Here is a 19,868-nt window from a genome sequence, read left to right as displayed (position 1 = left end):
CCACTTCAAGGAGGTGGACGGGCAAGTATGGAACGGCTGCGGTTTCGGGTGATCGGACCCACTGAGGTACGGGTGGACGGCGTGGTCGTGCCCCTGCGCGCCAAGCGGTTGCGCTCCCTGCTCACCACGCTCCTGGTCGAGGCGAACAGGGTGGTCGGGCCGGACGCGCTGATCGAGGCGTTGTGGGCAGGTGAGCCGCCGGCGGGTCCGGAACGTGCCCTGCACACGGCGGTCTCCAGGTTGCGGACAGCGCTCGGGCCGGCGGCCGAGGTGGTCCGGACGGTGCCCGGTGGCTACCTGATCGAGGTTCGCGACGAGCAGCTCGACCTGACCGAGTTCCGCTCGCTGGTGCTCCGGGCCGACGGCGTCGACGACCCGCGGGAACGTGCGCGGTTGCTCACCCAGGCCCTCGGCCTGTGGCACGAGGTGCCGCTGGCCGGAGGCAGTGCGGTCGAGTCGATCCAGAGCAGACCCTGGCTGATCCTGGATCGGCTGCGGGCGATGGAGCTGCTGATCGAGGCGAGGCTCGTGCTGGGGGAGCACGCGGCGGTCATCGCCGAGCTGACGGTCCTGACCAAGGAACACCCGCTCCGCGAACGGCTCTGGGTCCAGCTCATGCTCGCGCTGTATCGCAGTGGCCGGCAGGGCGAGGCGCTGGCGGCGTACCGGGAGCTGACGGCTGTGCTTGCCGAGGAACTCGGAGTCGAGCCGGCAGCCGAAGTACGCAGCCTGCACCAGGCGATCCTCAAAGGCGAAGTACCGGCCGGCAAGGCGGCAGCACCGGCGCAGTCCGCCGAGAACGGCTGGCGCACGCATTGGCAGCTGCCGATGGATCTCAGCGACTTCGTCGGGCGCGAGCAGCTGGCCGACGAGCTCACGACCCGTCTCGACAATCGGGGGGCGATGCCGGTCGTGGTGGTCTCCGGCCCGCCCGGCGTCGGGAAGTCGGCGCTGTCGGTCCACATCGGCCACCGGCTCCGCGCCAACTTCCCCGACGGTCATTGGCACGTCCGGCTGGCCGGTGCCAGCGCCTCGCCTCGTGAGCCGTCCGACGTTCTCGCCGAACTCCTCGGGCTGGCAGGTCTCGAGCCACAGGCCATCCCCGAGGAGCTGGATCCGCGGGCAGCCTTGCTGCGCTCGACCCTCGCCGATCGCCGGGTCCTGCTGGTGCTGGATGATGCCCGCGACGCCCGGCAGGTGCTGCCATTGCTTCCCGGTACGGCGGGCAACGCCGTACTGATCACCAGCCGCAACGAACTCACCGCGCTGACCGTCTCGGTCGGTGCCCGGGGCACCCGACTGGCGATGCTCGATCCAGCGGAGGCGACCTCGCTGCTCTCGGGAATGCTCGGCGCCGAGCGGGTCGCATCCGAACCGGCCGCCGCTGCCGACCTCGCTGAGATCTGTGGCCGGCTGCCACTGGCGCTGCGAATCGCGGCCGGTCTGCTCAGAGGCCATCCCGACCAGCCGATCGCGGAGTACGCCGAGGAGCTCCGCACCGGCGATCGCCTCGGCAGCCTGGTGATCGACGACGAACCGGACACCGCGGTAGCAGCCGCCTTCGCGCTGTCCTACGAGTCTCTCGACCTACCGGTGCGTCGCCTGTTCACCCTGCTCGGCGTGATTCCCGGCGGCGACTTCACTGCTCCCGCGGCAGCAGCCCTGCTCGACTGTCCGGCACGTGACGCCGGCCGACTGCTCGACTTCCTCGTCAGCGCCAACCTGGTCCAGCGCGAGCGGGGACGCTACCGGATGCACGACCTGATCCGGCTGTACGCCGCCGGCCGCGCCAAGGCCGACCCCGAAGCCGGCCCGGCCTGGCGGCGACTGGCCGACTGGTATCTGCGCACCGCCGATGCGGCCGTCGACCACGCCTACCGGGCGCACGTCCGGCTGACCGCGCGCTTCTTCGACGTGAATCCGTTCGACGACGAGGCCCAGGCCGGCAGCTGGCTCGAGGCCGAGGAGCTCAACCTGATCGCCATGATCGAACGAGCTGCCGATCTCGGTCCGTGTGAGACCGGGTGGCAGACGGCCGACGTACTGCGGCAGTACTTCGCCCGGATCCGCCGGATCGATCCCTGGCGGCGCTCCGCCGAAGCCGGCGCCCGGGCCGCCCGGGTCTCGGCAGCGGCCGGTGACCGGAGTGGACTCGGCGCCATGCACCACAGCCTCGGCGTGCTCTACTTCGCGACAGGTCATCTGGACCAGGCGTTGGCGGAGTACACCGCGGGCTCGGTCTGCTATGCCGAGATCGGCTTCCGGCTCGGCGAAGCGGCGCTGGTCTGCAACCTCGGGATGGTCTACCTCCAGATGGGCGACCTGACCCCCGCCGTGGACCACCAGGAACGCGGCCTGGACATCCTCCGCTCGCTCGGGCAGACCACCCGCCTCGTGCCGAGTCTGCACTCGCTGAGCGACGCATACCGCAATCTCGGCAATCTCGCCGGGGCTCTGGCGGCCGCGGAGGAGTCATGGATCAACGAGGAGCCCTACCAGCGCAGCGTCTCGCTGATGAACCGCGGTGCGACGTACCGGCTGCTCGGTGAACTGGTCGCCGCGGAAGCCGATCTGACCGAGGCGATCGCGATGATCCCGCGGCCGTCGGTGGCGGGCTACTACGAACTCGCCCTGCTGTACGCCGATCTCGGCCGGACCGCCGAAGCGGTCGACGAGGCGGCGTTCGCGCTGGAGGTCAGCCAACGTGAAGGTCTGGAGTGGCACGAGGCGGTGGCACGCAACGTGCTCGGTGCTGCGTACACCCTGGTCGGCCGGTGCGACGAGGCGATCGAGCATCATCTGGCCGCCCGCGACATCGCGGTACGGCTCGTTCACCACAGCACGGTGGTCGAGTCCTGGCTGGGCCTCGCTGCTGCCGCCCTGGCAGGCGACGACTTGCGGGCTGCCCTCGACCACGGCAACCAGGCCATGACGATGGCCGCCGAACTGAAACTCCGGATCGCCGAGGCCCGGACCGGCCGATTGCTCGCCGAGGCGCACCGACGCTCGGGCCACCTCGGTGTGGCGGCCGAGCTGGAGACAAGGGTTGCCGAGATCGTTGCCTCGTCGGGCTTTCGGCCCGCGGTGAGGATCGGATGACCGCCGCGAGGATCCGGTTCCGCGTGCTGGGGACCACCGAGGTCAGCGTGGACGGGGTGGCGCTGCCACTCAGGGCCAAGCGGCTCCGGGCGTTGCTGACCGCCCTGCTGGTCGAACCGAATCGCGTGGTCGCGCCGGAATCCCTGATCGAGGCCCTTTGGGCGGGGGAGCCGCCGGCGGGACCGGAGCGCGCGTTGCACACGGCCGTGTCCAGGCTCCGGACCGCGTTGGGGCCGGCCGCCGAGGTGATCCGGACCGTGCCGGGTGGCTATCTGATCGAGCTCGCGCCGGATCAACTCGACCTGACCGAGTTCGGCGCTCTGCTCGAGCAAGCCGACATGCTGTCCGACGTCGGCGAACGGAAACGGATTCTGACCCAGGCGCTGGAGCTGTGGCAGGAGGTGCCGCTGACCGGTGACAGTGCGGCCGAGTCGCTGCAAGGACGGCCGTGGCTGGTGCTCGAGCGGCTCCGGGCGATGGAGCAACTCGTCGACGTGCGGCTGGCGCTCGGCGAGCACGCGGCCGTCATCGCGGAGCTGACGGTGCTGACCAGGGAACACCCGTTGCGGGAACGCCTTTGGGTCCATCTGATGCTCGCTCTCTATCGCAGTGGGCGCCAGGCGGACGCGCTGGCGGCGTACCGAGAACTGACGGCGGTGCTCGCCGAGGAGTTGGGTGTCGAACCGGCGGCCGAAGTACGGGCTCTGCATCAGTCGATCCTGAGAGGGGACGTCCCGGCGGCGGACCAGGGCAGGCAGCCAGCGCCTGAGCCGGAACCGGCAGCAAGCGAGGGCTGGCGAGCCCACTGGCAGCTGCCGGCCGACCTGAGTGACTTCGTCGGCCGCGAGAACCTGATCCACGACCTCCGATCGCGGCTGCGGGACTCCGCCGCGATGCCGATCGTGGTCGTGTCCGGACCGCCGGGGGTAGGGAAGTCGGCGCTGGCCACCCACCTCGGCCACCGGCTGCGCGAACAGTTTCCGGACGGACACTGGCACGTCCGGCTGGCCGGCGCGAGCGGTGCGCCGAGGGAGCCGTTCGACGTTCTCGGCGAACTGCTCGGACTCACCGGGATCGATGCGTACGAGCTACCGGCCAACCTCGACGCCAGGTCCGCGTTGCTGCGCTCCACGCTCGCCGACCGGCGGGTGCTGCTCGTGCTCGACGACGCCCGCGACGCGGCCCAGGTGCGACCACTTCTCCCCGGTACGGCGGGCAACGCCGTACTGGTCACCAGCCGCAACGACCTCACCGGCCTGTCGGTCACGGTCGGCGCTCGCGGCGCCCGGCTTGCCATGCTGGAACCGGTCGAGTCCACCGACCTTCTGATCGGCATGCTCGGCAGGGAACGGATCGTGGGGGAGCAGGCCGCTGCCCTCGAACTGGCGAAGCTGTGCGACCACCTGCCACTCGCCCTGCGGATCGCAGCCGGTCTGCTGGCCGCGCAGCCGGACAAGTCCGTCGCGGAGTACGCCGAAGAGCTCCGGACCGGCGACCGGCTGGCTGCTCTGGCGATCGGCGACGAGCCCGGTACGGCGGTCGAAGTCGCCTTCTCCTTGTCGTACGAGGCACTCCCACCACTGCCGCGCCGGCTCTTCGCCTTGCTCGGGGTCGTGCCCGGCAGCGACCTGACGGCGCCTGCCGCGGCGGCGCTGCTCGGCTGCCCGCCCCGTGAGGTCGGTCCGCTGCTGGACCGCCTCGTCAGCGTCAACCTGCTGCAACGCGAGCGCAGCCGCTACCGCATGCACGACCTCATCCGCCTGTACGCCGAAGGCCGGGCCGCCGTCGAGCCCGAGGCCGACGAGGCCTGGCGACGCCTGCTGGACTGGTACCTGCGGACCGCCGACGCAGCCATCGACTTCAAGTACCGGTCCCATGTCCGGCTCACGGGCCGGCTGTTCAACGAAAACCCGTTCGCCGACCAGAACCAGGCCGACAGTTGGCTACAGGCCGAAGAGTCCAACCTGATCGCCTGCGTCCTCCGTGCCGCCGACAACGGCCCGTACGACGCGGCTTGGCGGCTGGCGGACGTCCTCCGGCACTACCTGGCGCGGGTCGACCACTTCCGGCCGCTGCAACGGATGGTCGAGGCGGGCCTGCGAGCCGCGCTCGTCGCCGGCGACCGGGCCGGTGAGGGAGCGATGCGCCATGCTCTCGGAGTCACCCACTTCACCAGTGGCGACAACCTCGCCGCGATCGCCGAGATCAGCGCTGCCAGCGAGCTCTATGCCGAGGTCGGCTTCCGGCTCGGCGAAGCGGGGCTTCTGTGCAACCTGGGGATGGCCTACGACAACGTCGGTGACGTCACGCGCGCGGCCGGCCTGCTCTTCCGCGGCATCGCGATCTTCCGCGAACTCGGCCGGGTCGGAAGTCTGGCGCCGGCTCTGCACAGCCTGAGCGCCGTCTACTACAACCTCGGTGATCTCGATGCCGCCGTCGCGGCGGCCGACGAATCCTGGGAGGTCGATCCGGACCCGTGGTCACGGCACGTCTCCCTGATCAACCGCGGCTCCGCCTTCCGCCTGCTGGGCGACTGGGCGGCCGCGGAGGCCGACCTGACCGGGGCGCTCACGATGGCCGACCACCCGTCGGTCGCCGGGTACTACGAACTCGCCCTCCTGTACGCCGACCTCGAACGCTTCGAAGAGGCGGCCGAGCAGGCCGCGACCGGCCTGGAGTTCAGCCGGCGCGACGGACTGGAGTGGTTCGAGGCCGCCGCGCTCAAGACCCTGGCGATCGCGCGTCACGGACAAGGGAGGCTGGACCAGGCCGAGCGGCTGCACCGGGAGGCGCACGAGATCGCGGTCCGGCTGACGCATCGCACGACCGAGGCCGAAGCGTTGCTGGGACTGGCCGTCATCGCCTTGACCCGAGACCAGCCGGCCGAGGCGCTCGAGCTGGGCGGCGATGCCCTGCGGATCGCCCGCGAGCTGAAGACCCGCGTCATCGAGGCCCGCATACTCCGGCTGCTGGCCGAGGCCAGCCGGGCGAACGGGTCGCTCGGCGACGCCGAGCGGCTGGCCGGCGAAGAGGCCGCGATCAAGGCCGAGACAGGCTACGTGGCCCCGGCTAGGATCGGCTGATGGTGGACTACGACGGCCGGCTTCATCAGGTCTACGCGACGGGCCAGGCACTCGCGGCCGACAGTCTGAGCATCTGGATGGACGTCGCCGCCGGGATCGCGCCGGCCGAGCGACCACTGACCGTCCTCGACCTGGGCTCCGGCACGGGACGCTTCACCCCGGCGCTGGCCGAGACCTTCGGCGGTCCCGTGTACGGCGTGGAACCGTCGGCAGGAATGCGGGCGCAGGCAGCCGAGCATCCCCGCGTGACCTACCTCGAAGGCGCTGCCGAGGCGATCCCGCTGCCCGACGAGTCTTGCGACCTGGCCTGGCTGTTCTTGACCATCCACCACTGGACCGACCCGCTGCAGGGCCTCCGGGAGGTCAGGCGGGTGCTGCGGCCAGGCGGCTCCGTCGTACTGCGGACACAGTTCGGCGACCGGATGCCGGAGCTGCATTGGTACAAGTACTTCCCCAACGCCCGCCGGGTCGACGCTGCGATGTATCCGCCGCTCGCCGAAGTCAGGAGCCTGGCCGCGCGGGCCGGACTGGTCGCCGAGGAAGAGCCGCAGTGGATCGACGCGTACGAGGCGCGCACGGTGCAGGGGATGTACGAACGGGTGAAGCTGCGCGCCTTCTCGACCTTCGAGCACCTCGACGAGGACGAGCTCGATCGCGGATTCGCCGAGTTCGAGCGGGACGCCGCTACTGACCCCGAGCGTCAACTACCGGTGGTTCCGGCGGGTGTGCTGACCCTCAGGCGACCGTCCAGCTGACCTTGACCGCGGTCGGCTTGCGGAAGACCAGACCGCGCGGCGGGGGAGAGGCCGGGTCGAGACGGAGGTCCGGCAGGCGGCTCAGCAACGCGGTGAGCGCGCTGACCGCTTCGAGCCGGGCCAGGTGCATGCCGAGGCAGATGTGGGGACCGCTCGCGAAGGCGAGATGACGGCGGGCGTTGGTCCGGCGTACGTCGTACTGGTCGGGGTCGGGGAAGACGGCCGGGTCACGGTTGGCGCCGGCCAGCGAGACCGAGACGAAGTCGCCGCGCTTGATCGCGGCACCGGCCAGGTCGACGTCGCGGGTCGCGTAGCGGTCCACGACTGCCGCGGCAGGCTCCAGCCGGAGTGACTCCTCGATCGCGTTGGGGATCAGCGCGGGGTCGGCGAGCACCAGCGCGAGCTGCGCCGGGTTGGTCAGCAGGTGCCACAAGCAGTTGGTGATCATGCCCTCGGTGGTCTCGATGCCACCGAACATCAGCACCGCGGCGTTCGCGACGACCTCGTCGGTGCCGAGCCCCGCATGGGCCGCCTCGGCGATCAGCGAGTCGGCATGATCGATGTTTGCGGCAACATGGTGGTGGAGCTTCGCGAAGGCCGCCGCGCCCTCGGCGGTGACCGGGTGCCCGGCCGCGACACCGCTGACCGAGGACGAGATGTCCTGGTACCAGTCCAGCACCGTGGCGGCGTCGGTGCGGTCGAGCCCGAGCGAGTAGGCGACCACTGCCACCGACAACGGCCCGGCAACCGTCCACCGCAGATCCGCCGACCCCAGCGGCGCGATCGCCGAGACCAGCCGATCGGTCTCCTCGGCGACGAACTCGGTGAACCGCGCCCGGGTCTGCGCGAGGCCGAACGGATGCTCGAACGGCGCCCGGTGCTCCGCGTGCCCGGCGCCGTCCAGCGAGAGCATCGACGGACCGACCACCTGAGCGGTGGAGAACCGCGGATCGTCGACCGTGAACGTCTCCGGATCCCGCATCACCTGCATCGCCGACTCGCGGCCGGCCACCACCCAGCCGTCCAGCGCGTCACTCCACCCGACCGGCCGGATCCGGGCCAGATACGGATGCGGATCGGTCTCGAGCTCGTCCACTGTCGTCATGCTCGAGAGCTTACGGCTGGTGCATACCAGTCAGCTGAGTGGTATTGCTGCGACAGATCCGATCTCAACGACTCAGCAGGGCACTGGGTTACAAAACAACGAACTGCCCCATCTAGGGTGTGGCCCATGTCTGAGAACCTGGTGCTGCTCCCTGCCGTGGATGTGGCGGATGGGCAGGCTGTCCGTCTGGTGCAGGGCGAGGCCGGCAGCGAGACCTCGTACGGCGATCCGCTGACCGCCGCGATGGCCTGGCAGGAGGCCGGTGCCGACTGGATCCACCTGGTCGACCTGGACGCCGCGTTCGGCCGGGGCAGCAACCGTGAACTGCTCGCCGAGGTGACCGGCAAGCTCGACGTACAGGTCGAGTTGTCCGGTGGCATCCGCGACGACGAGTCCCTGACCGCCGCGCTCGCGACCGGCGCGCGCCGGGTCAACATCGGGACCGCCGCGCTGGAGGACCCGGAGTGGTGCGACCGGATCATCGCGCAGTACGGCGACCGGGTCGCGATCGGCCTGGACGTCCGCGGCCGCACGCTGGCCGCCCGCGGCTGGACCAAGGAGGGCGGCGACCTCTACGAGGTGCTCGAACGCCTCGAGATGGCCGGCTGCGAGCGGTACGTCGTCACCGACGTGACCAAGGACGGCATGCTCCAGGGCCCCAACCTCGACCTCTACCGCGACCTGTGCGCGCGGACCGAGAAGCCGATCGTGGCCTCGGGCGGCGTCTCCAGCCTGGACGACCTGCGCGCGCTCAGCACGCTGGTGAGCGACGGCGTCGAGGGCGTCATCGTCGGCAAGGCGCTGTACGCCGGCGCGTTCACCCTGACCGAGGCACTCGAACTCACCCGTGGAGGCGACAAGTGAGCCTGGCCGACAAGCTGGCAGGCAAGAAGGTCCTGGTCACCGGCATCACCGGATTCGTCGGTGAGGCTCTGCTGCACCGGATGATCGGTGATCTGCCCGGGACCACCGTGGTCGCGATCATTCGTCCGAAGGGGTCCCTGCGGGGCACCGACCGGATGGCGCAGATGCTCAAGAAGGACATCTTCAAGCCGTTCTACGGCGAGGGCACCCCGTACGCCGACGCCGCCGAGCTGACCGCCGCACGGGTCGAGGTGGTCGAAGGCGACCTGTCCGATGTGCCGGCGCTGCCGAAGGATCTCGACATCGTCGTGCACTGCGCCGGCGACGTCTCCTTCGATCCGCCGATCCACGAGGCGTTCACCACCAACGTGCTCGGCACCAAGAGCCTGCTCGAGCGGATCGTCGAGGCCAGTGAGGGCCGCCCGGTCCACTATGTGCACATCTCCACCGCCTACACCGCCGGCCGTCGCCGCGGTGCGATCCCCGAGGCGCCCGTCGACCACAGCGTCGACTGGCGCACCGAGGCCGAGGCCGGAATGGCGATGAAAGCCCGGATCGAGGAGACCTCGCGCAGCGCCGCGATGCTGATCCGGTTCCGCAAGGAGTCGGAGAAGCTGCACCGTCGCGCGGGTCACCTGACCGCGGCGGCCGACACCGAGCGCCGGCGGACCGAGTGGGTCGCGAAGAAGCTGATCGAGACCGGCACCGAGCGGGCCCGCTCGCTCGGCTGGACCGACTGCTACACCTTCACCAAGGCGCTCGGTGAGCGGGTCGTGGAGGAGTTCGCCTCCACCCTGCCGACCTCGATCGTCCGGCCGGCCATCATCGAGTCCGCGGTGCAGAGCCCGCACCCGGGCTGGATCGAGGGCTTCAAGATGGCCGAGCCGCTGATCCTGGCCTACGGCCGCGGCGAGCTGCCGGAGTTCCCGGCCAGCCCCGACTCGGTGGTCGAGATCATCCCGGTCGACCACGTCGTCGGCGCGATCTGCGCCGTGATGGCGACCGAGCCGGAGCTGTCGAAGCCGGAGTACTACCACGTCAGCTCCGGCGCCCGGAACCCGCTGACCTTCGAGCAGCTGTACGCCGGCGTCCGCGCGTACTTCTCCAAGCACCCCTTCGACCTGGGCGAGCGCGGCGCGGTCCGGCTGCCGGTCTGGAAGTTCCCCGGTGGGGACTCGGTCGAGAGCATGCTGCGCTACGGCGAGAAGGCGCACAAGATCGCCGACCGGATCATCACCCACGTGCCGCGCGGCGAGCGCACCCGCAAATACGCGCGCGAGCTCGACGTCCAGAAGCGCCGGATCGACTTCCTCCGCCGCTACATGGACCTGTACTCCGAGTACGCGCAGGCCGAGCTGCAGTTCATCGACGACAATGTGCTCGCCCTGCACAACGCGCTCGAAGGCGACGACCGGGAGAAGTTCTGGTGCGACACCTCGATCGTGGACTGGCAGCACTACCTGCAGGAGGTGCACTGCCCGAGCGTCACCGACTCGCTGCGCCGCCTGGACGTCGTCCGGAAGAAGCGCAACAAGTCGCTCGCCGAGACCGCCGGCACCCTGAAGAAGGTGACGCCCTCGGAGGACTCCGAGATCATCGCCGCCTTCGACATGGACGGCACCCTGCTGTCGTCGAACGTGATCGAGACCTACCTGTGGATGCGGCTGCCCGAGCTGGACAGCCACCAGCGGGTCGGTGAGATCGGCGCGATGCTGCGCAAGCTGCCGAAGCTGATCTCGGCGGAACGCAAGGACCGCGGCACCTTCCTGCGGACGATCTACCGCCGCTACCAGGGCGCCGAGCTGGAAGAGCTCAACCGGATCGTCGACGAGATCCTCGCCGGTCACGTGCTGGAGCGGCTCAGCGGCGCGGCCGTCCGGCGGATCCGTGAGCACAAGGCGGCCGGTCACCGGACCATCCTGATCACCGGCGCGGTCCGGCCGCTGACCCGGCCGCTGGAGCCGTTGTTCGACGAGATCGTCGCCGCCGAACTGGCCGTCGACGACCGGGGTCGCTGCACCGGCTACCTGACCGGACCGCCGCTGGTCGGTGAGTCCCGGGCCGCGTGGATCAAGCACCGGGCCCGCGGAACGAACATCGATCTGTCCAAGTCCTTCGCGTACGCCGACAGCCACTCGGACCTGCCGATGCTGACCACGGTCGGCAACCCGGTCGCGGTCTCGCCGGACGTGTCGCTGTTCCGGGCTGCCCGGGCCGCGCGCTGGCAGATCGTCGACTGGAAGACACCCGCCACCTCTTCGCGTCTGGAGATCCCCGGGGTGAACGCCCGATGATGCTCGCCCTCGAGATGTACCGCTCACCGGCCAAGTTCCTCGCCGCCAAGGCGATGGGCAGCCGGATCCCGGCCATCCTGACCGGCCCGGCCGCACCGCTGCGGCTCGTCACGATCAACGAGCCGAAGGCCGACAGGGACGGCTGGGCACGGATCCGGCCGATCCTGTCCGGGATCTGCGGCTCCGACCTCGGCATGGTCACCGGCCACACCAAGCTGTACTTCTCGGCGCTGGTGTCGCTGCCGTTCGTGCCGGGTCACGAGATCGTCGGCGAACTGCTCGACGACTGCGAGGAGCTGCCGAAGGGCACCCGCGTCGTGATGGACAGCGTCCTGACCTGCGCGGCGCGCGGCGTCGAACCCTGCGAGGGTTGCGCGTCCGGCCGCACCAACCTGTGTGACCGGATCACCGTCGGCCACGTCTCGCCTGGTCTCCAGACCGGCTTCTGCTCCGACACCGGTGGTGGCTGGGGCAACGTGATGGTCGCCCACCGCAGCCAGCTGTACGCCGTACCGGAAGGGCTTTCGGATGAGCGGGCAGTGCTGACGGAGCCGTTGTCCGGCGCCGTACACACCGCGCTGCGGGCCAAGGTCGAGCCGGGACAGTCCGTCCTGGTCAGCGGCGCCGGCGCGGTCGGGCTGTTCGCCACCCTGGCACTGCGTGAGCTGACCCAGGCCGGGCGGATCACGGTCGTCGCCAAGCACCCGAAGCAGCGCGAGCTGGCCCGGGCGTTCGGCGCGAGTGACGTGGTCGCTCCCGACGAGGTCTTCCGCGGCGTACGCCGGGCCACCGGTGCGTTCCGGCTGAAGCCCGAGCTGAACGCCAAGGAGTTCCTGCTCGGCGGGGTCGACGTCGCCGTCGACGCGGTCGGCAGCAAGGACTCGATCGACACCGTGCTGCGGGTCACCAAGGCCGGTGGCCGGGTGGTCCTGGCCGGTATGCCGTCGACCGGCGCCGACCTGTCCCCGTTGTGGTTCCGTGAGCTGGAGGTGACCGGAACGTACGCCTCCTCGCGAGGCGAGCCGAACGGCCGGCCCGCTTTCGAGACCGCGCTGGAGCTGGCCCAGAAGGCCCCGCTGGACGGGGTCGTCGGGGCGAAGTACCCGCTCTACCGCTGGCGCGAGGCGCTCGACCACGCGCAGTCCGCCGGCCGGCTGGGCACCGTGAAGGTGGCCTTCGATGTGAGGGCCTCGTGATCGCGGCCCGTGCCACAGTTGTTGCTGCACCGTTGAACGTACGACGAGAGAGGTTCTGACATGTCTCGGCCAGGGTTTGTGCTTGAGGTGGACGACCGGACGCCGCCGCTGCTCGTGCACAACGGTGAAGGCTTCCTGCTGGAGCGGTTCCCGCTCGGTACCCGGGTGGTGTACCCGCCGGAGTCGCTGCCGGCGGTGCGCGACGTCGAGGAAGCGATCCAGAACGCGCTGCTGCACCCGATCGAGTCCGAGCCGCTGCCGGAGCTGCTGCGGCCGGGGATGCGGCTGACGATCGCCTTCGACGACATCTCGCTGCCGTTGCCGCCGATGAAGAAGCCGGACATCCGCCAGCGGGTGATCGAGGCCGTGCTCACGATGGCCGCGGACGCCGGGGTCGACGACGTCGAGCTGATCTCCGCGAACGCGCTGCACCGCCGGCTGACCCCGAACGAGCTGCGCGAGATCGTCGGCGAGCGGGTCTTCCGGTCGTTCTTCCCCGACGGCAAGCTCTACAACTTCGATGCCGAGGACGCCGACAACCTGACCCACCTGGGCCAGACCAAGCACGGCGAGGACGTCGAGATCTCCAAGCGGGCGGCCGAGTCCGACCTGCTGGTCTACGTGAACGTGAACCTGGTGGCGATGGACGGCGGTCACAAGTCGACGTCGATCGGGCTGGCGTCGTACAAGTCGCTGAAGCACCACCACAACAGCCACACGATGATCCACTCGCGGTCCTTCATGGACCACAAGGCCTCCAAGATGCACCACTCGGCCTGGCGGATGGGCGAGGTGCTGACCGAGCACGTCAAGGTCTTCCAGATCGAGACCACGCTCAACAACGACATCTTCGGCGGCGGCCTGGAGTTCCTGCAGAAGCGCGAGTGGGAGTGGTCGATCAAGGACCAGGCCGCGATGCTCGGGGCCAAGCGCGGCCTCGCGCTGGCGCCGGCCAAGGCCCGGCGCAAGATCTTCCAGGACGTCCGCTCGAACTACGGCCTGACCGGGATCAACGCCGGGTCGATCGAGCCGGTGCACGAGAAGACGATCGAGGCCGTGCACAAGCAGCACCTGGTCGAGGTGCAGGGCCAGTCCGACGTCGCGATCATGGGCGTGCCGTTCGTCGGCCCGTACAACGTGAACTCGGTGATGAACCCGATCCTGGCCGCCTGCATGGGGCTGGGTTACTACTTCAACTCCTACCGGGGCCAGCCGATCGTCCGCAAGGACGGCGCGGTCATCCTGTACCACCCGGTGGACTACGAGTTCAGCCAGCTGCACCACCCGTCGTACGTGGACTTCTTCGAGGAGGTGCTGTCGGAGTCGACCGACCCGGCCACCATCGAGGCGAAGTTCGAGAAGCAGTACGCCGAGGACCCGTGGTACATCCACCTCTACCGCACCTCGAACGCGTACCACGGCGTCCACCCGTTCTACATGTGGTACTGGATCAGCCACGCGCTGGACCACTGCGGCGACATCGTCTGGGTCGGCGCGAACCGCAAGACGGTCGAGCGGATGGGCTTCCGCTCCGCCTCGACCCTGCAGGACGCGCTGGAGATGGTGAGCCACTCGGTCGGCCGGTCGCCGTCGATCACCTACCTGCACAACCCGCCGCACCTGCTCGCGGACGTCCGCTGATGGGGGCGAACCTGGTCAAGTTCGGCCGGGACACCGCGCGGGACGTGAAGCAGGTCGCGCGCGGCTTCCGCTGGGGGCGCCGTCAGCAGGTGCCGCGGTCGGCCGAGCCGTACGTGGTGAAGAAGGAGTCCTCGGTCTTCCCGACCCGCTGGGCCCGCAGGCCCGCGGCGATCGCCGTCCGGGAGGTGCTGCAGAAGGGCGCGCTGAACTCGGTCCTGCGGTTCGAGGTGAACCCGCAGGTGAGCGGGATCGACTCGCTGCGCAAGGTGAACGGGCCGGCGGTGATCGTGGCGAACCACTCGTCGCACCTCGACACCCCGCTGCTGCTCTGCACGCTGCCCGACGACATGCGCCGCAAGACCGCTGTCGCCGCTGCTGCCGACTACTTCTTCGACACCTGGTGGCGCGCCACCGCTTCGGCGATCGTGTTCAACACCTTCCCGATCGAGCGCCGCGGCGGCAAGCTCAGCGCGACCCCGGGTGATCTGCTCGCGGACGGCTGGAACGTTGTGGTCTTCCCCGAGGGCACCCGCTCGCCCGACGGCTGGATGGAGCGGTTCCGGATGGGCGCGGCGTACATCGCCGTGGACCAGGGCGTGCCGGTGATCCCCGTCGGCATCAAGGGTTCCTTCGCCGCAATGCCCCGCGGCCGTGGCTGGCCGGTCCCCGGCCGTCCGAACGTCGCGGTCCGGTACGGCGACCCGCTGTACCCGGCTGAGGGGGAGACCGCTCGCGAGTTCGCTCCGCGGATCGCCGCGGCCGTCTCAGCGCTGCTGGACGAAGAAAGCTCCACCTGGTGGGAAGCCCGTCGCCGGGTCGCCGCCGGGACGTCGCCGTCGCAGTCCGGGCCGGATGCCGCTCGGTGGCGGCGGGTTTGGGAGGCGACTACCCCGGTGAAGGTTGCGGGGCAGAAGCGTAAGGCTTGGAAGTAGGTTTGTAGGAGGGTTTCGCCCCACCCGCACAGGCGTTGCGGGTGCGGGCAGCCCGCCCACCCGACCTGGCGGTGGATCCGCAGGCTGGTTGGTGTCGGGGGAGTGTGGTTGGCCCCACCCGTGCAGGTCTCGCGGCTTGAGCAGCCCGCCCACCCGACCTGACGGCGGATCCGCAACCTGATCGGCGGGTGATGTGGTGGGAGTGTGGTTGGCCCCGCCGGCGCACGCGATGCGTGGGTCCGCAGCCCACCCACCCGACCTGCGGGGTCCGCAGCCTGTTGGTGAGCGGAGTGCGGAGACCGTCGTCGGCCACCCAGCAGCCAGCTCTGCATTCGCTCTGTCACGCCGGTCCTCCGGCCGGCGCGGGGTCGACCGCATCCCGCGATGCCGGTGACGCTGCTGGCGGCCGAGAACGAGCCGATCTCCAGCGATGAGCCCACCCCTGCGGTGCCTGGGAGTAGATTGCTAGGGCGCGGCCGTCCTGGCGGTAAGGGTTGACACGGGTTGATCGTCTCGGGAGAGATGGTCGAGAAGGCCAGGAAGTAGACCCTGGTACTCCGCCGGGCGGTCGCCGGCGAGGTCCAGATAGGCGCGGCAGACTGGCCGCCGCCGGTATCGCCGGTCGGCGATGCGTTGATCGTGCTCCGCAGCAAGGGGCCGAAGGCTGCCGCTTACGGCGTTCACGCGGCCACTGCCGCGGTGATGGTGGCGATCAGCGTGCTCCTGTTCATCGCCTGACCGCGCCGCGACTCCGGCCGCTCGCTTGCTGGAAAGCCTCGTCGGTGAAGGCGGCTCGGATGCTGTCGCCGTAGGCATCGTCGGCGAGGGCGTTCAGATGCGCCTTGCCAAGGTTGTAGTGCAGACGGGCGGTGGTCTCGTCGCCGAGGCGGCGGTAGTCGGCGGCGAGGTTGAGGTGCAGGGAAGGCAGGAGGGCCGCCTTGCCGCCGGGGTTGTCGCGGGCGATGGCTTCCTGGCCGGTCAGCTCGTCCATGAAGGCGAGTGCTCTGAGGTCCCAGGCGAGTTCGTCCTCGGGGGTCTCCTGGACGTCGGCCGGCGAGTGGGCCAGGAAGATCTTGGCGAACGCGTCGGTTCCCTTCTCGACGTCGTCCACCAAGGTCTCCAGCAGGGCCTTTGCCGCCGGCGCGCGGCTTTGTTCGCGGAGGGCGATTCCTTCGCGGATGGCTGCGTACGCCGGCGACTCGGGCGAAAAGGTCATGCTTGGTTGTATCTCAGGGCGTCACCGGGACGTTGGTCAGACCGGTCTGGGCGTTCTGGACGGTGTTGGAGGAGTGGACGACGTTCGGGTCGGCGGTGCACTTGGACTGGGAGCTGATGAAGATCGCGTACTTCCCGGTGCCGCCGAGGTTGGACGAGTTGTTGCGCCAGGTGTTGCCGCAGCCGTTCAGGAAGGACGGGGTGGTGGACGGGTTGTGGGTCTCATAGCCGTTCGCGAAGACACCGGGGGAGGAGAAGGTGCCGGTGTTGTTCTCGATCAGGTAGCCGAAGCCCTTCACGTCCACCCACGAGTCGGCCGAGTTCTCGCCGGAGATGCCGCGGCCGTTGAAGGTGTTGCCGCGGATCACGCCGCCGGTGGTCCCCTCCTTCACGTCGATCGCCTCGGCGGCGAGGTTCGGGCCCAGTTCGTTGCCGATCACCTGGACCCGGTCGGTCTTGTCCACCCCGCCGGTGTTGCCGTGGCAGTTCCAGTTGGAGCCGGCCGAGCCGATGTACACGCCCTCGCCGTATCCCTTCTGGACCAGGCCGACGTCGGTGATCTTCGAGTTCCGGATCACCCCGTCGGCAGACGACTTGCGGAAGTGCACGCCCTCCTCGTCGATGTGGTGGACCCACACTCCGTCGATGGTCACGTGGTGGGAGTTGTCCAGCACGATTCCCTTCTTGGAGTCCTGCACGGTGAACCCGGTGAGCTTCCAGTACGGCGTATTGGACAGCCACAGCCCGTACCCGGAGTCCCAGCCGGAGGTCGGTACTGGGCAGCTCGGCGCGGTCCCGGTCGGCCCGTCGTTGATCAGTACGGCGGATGCCGGACCGGTCAGCGTGATCGGCGCCGCCGCGGTCCCCGCTTTCTGGGTCAGGAACGAGCCGCGGTACTGGCCGGATGCGAGCCGGATGGTCTGACCGGGTGCCGCGTTGGCCAACGCCGACTGCAATTGCGCGGCCGTAGAGACATCGACCGTGGAGCCGCCACCCGGCGGCGTGGTACCGCCGCCGTCATCGGCGGTGCCGTATACCTCGAACTCCCACAGCGAGTAGCCGTACGCCGTACCGCGCTTGGTCAGGTCGATCCGCACATACCGGGCGCTTCCTGACACCGGGATCTCGTCCAGCCCGCCGTTGCCAGTGGTCGTTGTGTGCACGGTCGTCCAGGTGGTCCCGTTCGCCGAGGTCTGGACCCGGTAGCCCTTGCCGTACGCGGCTTCCCAGTTCAGTTTGATCCGCGTCAGGTTCGCCGACGCGCCGAGGTCGACCTGGATCCACTCCGCATCGCTGCCTTCTCGCGACGCCCACCGGGTCGTGGTGCTGCCGTCGACCGCGTACTTCGGTGCGAAGCCGCTGCTCTCGGTCGTCGACGCGGTCGCCAGCTTGCCGCGGGACAGGAGCGTCTCCGCTCCACCACCGGATTGAGTGGTGGCGGTGACCGCGGCGCCGACAGGTGATTTGTTGCCGACGGCATCATTAGCCCGGACCGTATAGCTGTACGCCGTGGCGGCGGTCAGGCCGGTGTCGGTGTAGGTCGGCGCGGAGCTCGTGCCGACGAGGGTGCCGTTGCGCAGTACGTCGTACCCGGTCACCGCTACGTTGTCGACCGAGGCGGTCCAGGTCAGCGAAGCGCTGTTCGAGGTCGTCGCGGTGACTCGGAGACCGGTCGGCGTACTGGGTGGGGTGGTGTCGCCGCCTCCACCGCCGGGATTGCGCAGGAACAGCGAGCCCGAGGTGTCGGTGCGGGTGGCGTTGACTCCGCCGTTCGGTCCGGTGTAGTCGAGGGTCTCGCGGCCGGCCCAGTCCGGAATGGTCGCGCCGTTCACCGCGAGGTGCTGAAACTTGGTGGCGTCGGCCGAGCTGCTGCCGAACTGGTACAGCCGCTGCCGGTCAGGATAGAAGGCCTGGTAAGGGCCGTTCGTGGTGGTCTGCTTGCTGAGCGCGTTGTTGTAGACGACGTTCTGCGGGCCGCTGGAGCCCGACCACTTCACCGCCTTCGGGCCTGCCGCCCACCAGACCGGCCACCAGGTGGAGCCGTCCGGTACGTCGCCGCCCTCGTCGCCGCAGTTGCTCCGGCAGTTCTTGGACGCGTGCTCGAAGGGCACCTTGACGGTGTTGTTCTCGAACAGGTTGCGCCGTTCCCAGCCGCCGTGCACGTTCAGGTCGGAGTCGAAGTCGTTGCCGATGGCCACATTGTTCGAGGCGGACCACTGGAAGGTGAAGTGCCGCAGGTTGCGGGTCGTGTTGTAGCCGTAGAGCGAGTCCCAGACGCGGGAGCCGCGCAGGTAGCCGTTGCCGCCCTTGCCCTTGTTCCAGGAGCCGTCCAGCCGCGACTCCTGCACTTGGATGTTCTTCGCGCTCTCGGTGACGATCGGGTGCGAGCCGGTCAGCTCCGTGCCGACCCTGCGGATCCAGGTGTTGACCGCCCACTTCAGCACGATCCCATGCATCTCGTACTCCGGCGCCATGTTGCCGTAGTTGTGGACGGCGTCGGCCTTGTTCAGGGCGTAGGTCCCGCCGCCGAGCTTCGGCAGACCGGCCATGTCCTGGGTGATGGTCAGATCCTCGATCCCGACGCCCAGGACCGGCTTGAGCGGCGTCACCCGGCTCGGGTAGACGGTGCCGCCGATCGCCGCGGAGCCGTCGGAGGTGGAGTTCAGCGGTACGTCGTACTCGAGTGGCTTGTCGATCGTCAGGTTCTTCGCGGTGGCGTCGACTGCGGTGATCTGGAAGATCTGCTGGCGCATGTGCAGGTTCTGGTACTTCGACGCGTCGGTGACGGTCTGCTGCTGGTAGAACTTCGCCGTGTTCGCCGCTCCGACCCACAGGTAGTTGCCGGCCTTGAACAGCGCCATGTTCGCGGTGGCGGCAAGCTTGAGCTGAGTGGTGCCGATGGCTGACGACTCGCGCAGCGGTACACCGCCGGCCCAGTGCTGGTTGACGCTCCCCTCGAAGATGTCCTTCCGGTTCTGCGGAGCCGAAGCGTAATCAGCGGCGTACCGCGGTGCGACCTCCCGGCTCTGGACTCGGAGCAGACCGCGGCCGGGCCAGATCCAGCCGCCGTTGCCGGACGCCCCGTGAGTCATTCCGTCCTTGTCCCAGTCGCTGCCGTCGGGGGTGAGCGCGTCGTACCGCGTGTTCGTGTCGGGACGGAAGACCAGTACGGTCCGGCCTTGGCCGGCACCCCTGATCAGCAGATAGCTGGCATCGAGGCCGAGTTGCCGGGTGACGGCGATCCGGCCCTCCGGCAAGGTGATCTGGGACAGCTTGTCGTAGCCGGCAGACGGGGTGCACTGGGTCCTGATTGCGTCGATCGCTGCTTGCAGGCCGGTGGTCGCGTCACTGCCATCGGCACGGACGTTGTACTGCGAGGCCAGCTCGGCTGCGGTGATCTGACAGTTGGCGTGCGGGTTGAGGTCGGCAGGACCGGGCAGCGGCGCGCCACCGCGGTACCCGGCCTTGCTCCAGTCGGGCAGCCCGGAGACGGGAGCACGCCGGTTCGCGCTGGTCAGGTCGGGGACAGTTGCCGCGATCGCGGTGTCCACGGCTGTTTGCTCCGCCGAGCCGGCGGCGTGGACGGTAGGGAACGCGGCGACGACCGGCAGCGTGCCGCAGGTCAACGTGGCTGCCGCGAGCGCGACGAGCAGGCGCCGCCTTCGAGATTGACGGGATGGCATG

The 19,868-nt window shown here is 69.5% G+C and carries 12 protein-coding genes; 9 read left to right on the top strand and 3 right to left on the bottom strand.

What is annotated here, in order from left to right; translation table 11 throughout:
- Positions 1-27 precede the first annotated feature (27 nt).
- The 3 genes from OX958_RS20910 to OX958_RS20900 are packed head-to-tail and all read left to right on the top strand — an operon-like array spanning position 28 to position 6,937.
- Positions 28-3,099, top strand: coding sequence for an AfsR/SARP family transcriptional regulator (locus OX958_RS20910; protein WP_270130724.1), 3,072 nt, complete (start codon positions 28-30; stop codon positions 3,097-3,099).
- On the top strand, positions 3,096-6,182 hold the full coding sequence (locus OX958_RS20905) for an AfsR/SARP family transcriptional regulator (protein WP_270130723.1): 3,087 nt from the start codon (positions 3,096-3,098) through the stop codon (positions 6,180-6,182). Before OX958_RS20910 ends, OX958_RS20905 begins: the two co-directional genes overlap by 4 nt.
- Positions 6,182-6,937 (top strand): class I SAM-dependent methyltransferase, encoded by a 756-nt coding sequence (locus OX958_RS20900; RefSeq protein ID WP_270130722.1) that lies wholly within the window; start codon positions 6,182-6,184, stop codon positions 6,935-6,937. Before OX958_RS20905 ends, OX958_RS20900 begins: the two co-directional genes overlap by 1 nt.
- Here OX958_RS20900 and OX958_RS20895 read toward each other — a convergent pair.
- On the bottom strand, positions 6,918-8,042 hold the full coding sequence (locus OX958_RS20895; RefSeq protein WP_270130721.1) for a cytochrome P450: 1,125 nt from the start codon (positions 8,040-8,042) through the stop codon (positions 6,918-6,920). The genes OX958_RS20900 and OX958_RS20895 overlap by 20 nt on opposite strands.
- 126 nt (positions 8,043-8,168) lie before the next feature.
- Here OX958_RS20895 and priA point away from each other — a divergent pair, with 126 nt between their 5' ends.
- The 6 genes from priA (at position 8,169) to OX958_RS35375 (ending at position 15,707) form a co-directional block, all read left to right on the top strand.
- A complete protein-coding gene (gene priA, locus OX958_RS20890; RefSeq protein WP_270130720.1) occupies positions 8,169-8,906 on the top strand; it encodes a bifunctional 1-(5-phosphoribosyl)-5-((5-phosphoribosylamino)methylideneamino)imidazole-4-carboxamide isomerase/phosphoribosylanthranilate isomerase PriA in 738 nt (245 codons plus the stop codon).
- Positions 8,903-11,200 (top strand): HAD-IB family hydrolase, encoded by a 2,298-nt coding sequence (locus OX958_RS20885; RefSeq protein ID WP_270130719.1) that lies wholly within the window; start codon positions 8,903-8,905, stop codon positions 11,198-11,200. The genes priA and OX958_RS20885 overlap by 4 nt, the downstream gene beginning before the upstream one ends.
- Positions 11,197-12,396, top strand: coding sequence for a zinc-dependent alcohol dehydrogenase (locus OX958_RS20880; RefSeq protein WP_270130718.1), 1,200 nt, complete (start codon positions 11,197-11,199; stop codon positions 12,394-12,396). The genes OX958_RS20885 and OX958_RS20880 overlap by 4 nt, the downstream gene beginning before the upstream one ends.
- Before the next feature lie 87 nt (positions 12,397-12,483).
- A complete protein-coding gene (locus OX958_RS20875; RefSeq protein ID WP_270130717.1) occupies positions 12,484-14,037 on the top strand; it encodes a lactate racemase domain-containing protein in 1,554 nt (517 codons plus the stop codon).
- Positions 14,037-14,969 carry a lysophospholipid acyltransferase family protein gene (locus OX958_RS20870; RefSeq protein WP_270130716.1) on the top strand — a complete coding sequence of 311 codons (933 nt, stop codon included), beginning with the start codon at positions 14,037-14,039 and terminating at the stop codon, positions 14,967-14,969. The genes OX958_RS20875 and OX958_RS20870 overlap by 1 nt, the downstream gene beginning before the upstream one ends.
- Positions 14,970-15,608: 639 nt before the next feature.
- Positions 15,609-15,707 (top strand): hypothetical protein, encoded by a 99-nt coding sequence (locus OX958_RS35375; protein ID WP_442913210.1) that lies wholly within the window; start codon positions 15,609-15,611, stop codon positions 15,705-15,707.
- On the opposite strand, the gene OX958_RS20865 is transcribed toward OX958_RS35375, so the two are convergent.
- Positions 15,697-16,185: a hypothetical protein gene (locus tag OX958_RS20865; protein ID WP_270130715.1), complete on the bottom strand. Its 489-nt coding sequence runs from the start codon at positions 16,183-16,185 to the stop codon at positions 15,697-15,699. The genes OX958_RS35375 and OX958_RS20865 overlap by 11 nt on opposite strands.
- Before the next feature lie 13 nt (positions 16,186-16,198).
- On the bottom strand, positions 16,199-19,867 hold the full coding sequence (locus tag OX958_RS20860) for a discoidin domain-containing protein (protein ID WP_270130714.1): 3,669 nt from the start codon (positions 19,865-19,867) through the stop codon (positions 16,199-16,201).
- Position 19,868: the final 1 nt, after the last annotated feature.

Origin of the sequence: Kribbella sp. CA-293567 (assembly GCF_027627575.1) — a bacterium.
In the GTDB taxonomy this organism is placed as follows: domain Bacteria; phylum Actinomycetota; class Actinomycetes; order Propionibacteriales; family Kribbellaceae; genus Kribbella.
The sequence above is the reverse complement of the archived record's forward strand: the minus strand, read 5'-3'. Positions and strand labels throughout refer to the sequence as shown.

Bases quoted from the DNA above. Each gene is read 5' to 3' on its own strand.
- OX958_RS20910 (WP_270130724.1), top strand. From the start codon at position 28: ATGGAACGGCTGCGGTTTCGGGTGATCGGACCCACTGAGGTACGGGTG.
- OX958_RS20905 (WP_270130723.1), top strand. From the start codon at position 3,096: ATGACCGCCGCGAGGATCCGGTTCCGCGTGCTGGGGACCACCGAGGTC.
- OX958_RS20900 (WP_270130722.1), top strand. From the start codon at position 6,182: ATGGTGGACTACGACGGCCGGCTTCATCAGGTCTACGCGACGGGCCAG.
- OX958_RS20895 (WP_270130721.1), bottom strand. From the start codon at position 8,042: ATGACGACAGTGGACGAGCTCGAGACCGATCCGCATCCGTATCTGGCC.
- priA (WP_270130720.1), top strand. From the start codon at position 8,169: ATGTCTGAGAACCTGGTGCTGCTCCCTGCCGTGGATGTGGCGGATGGG.
- OX958_RS20880 (WP_270130718.1), top strand. From the start codon at position 11,197: ATGATGCTCGCCCTCGAGATGTACCGCTCACCGGCCAAGTTCCTCGCC.
- OX958_RS20870 (WP_270130716.1), top strand. From the start codon at position 14,037: ATGGGGGCGAACCTGGTCAAGTTCGGCCGGGACACCGCGCGGGACGTG.
- OX958_RS20865 (WP_270130715.1), bottom strand. From the start codon at position 16,185: ATGACCTTTTCGCCCGAGTCGCCGGCGTACGCAGCCATCCGCGAAGGA.
- OX958_RS20860 (WP_270130714.1), bottom strand. From the start codon at position 19,867: ATGCCATCCCGTCAATCTCGAAGGCGGCGCCTGCTCGTCGCGCTCGCG.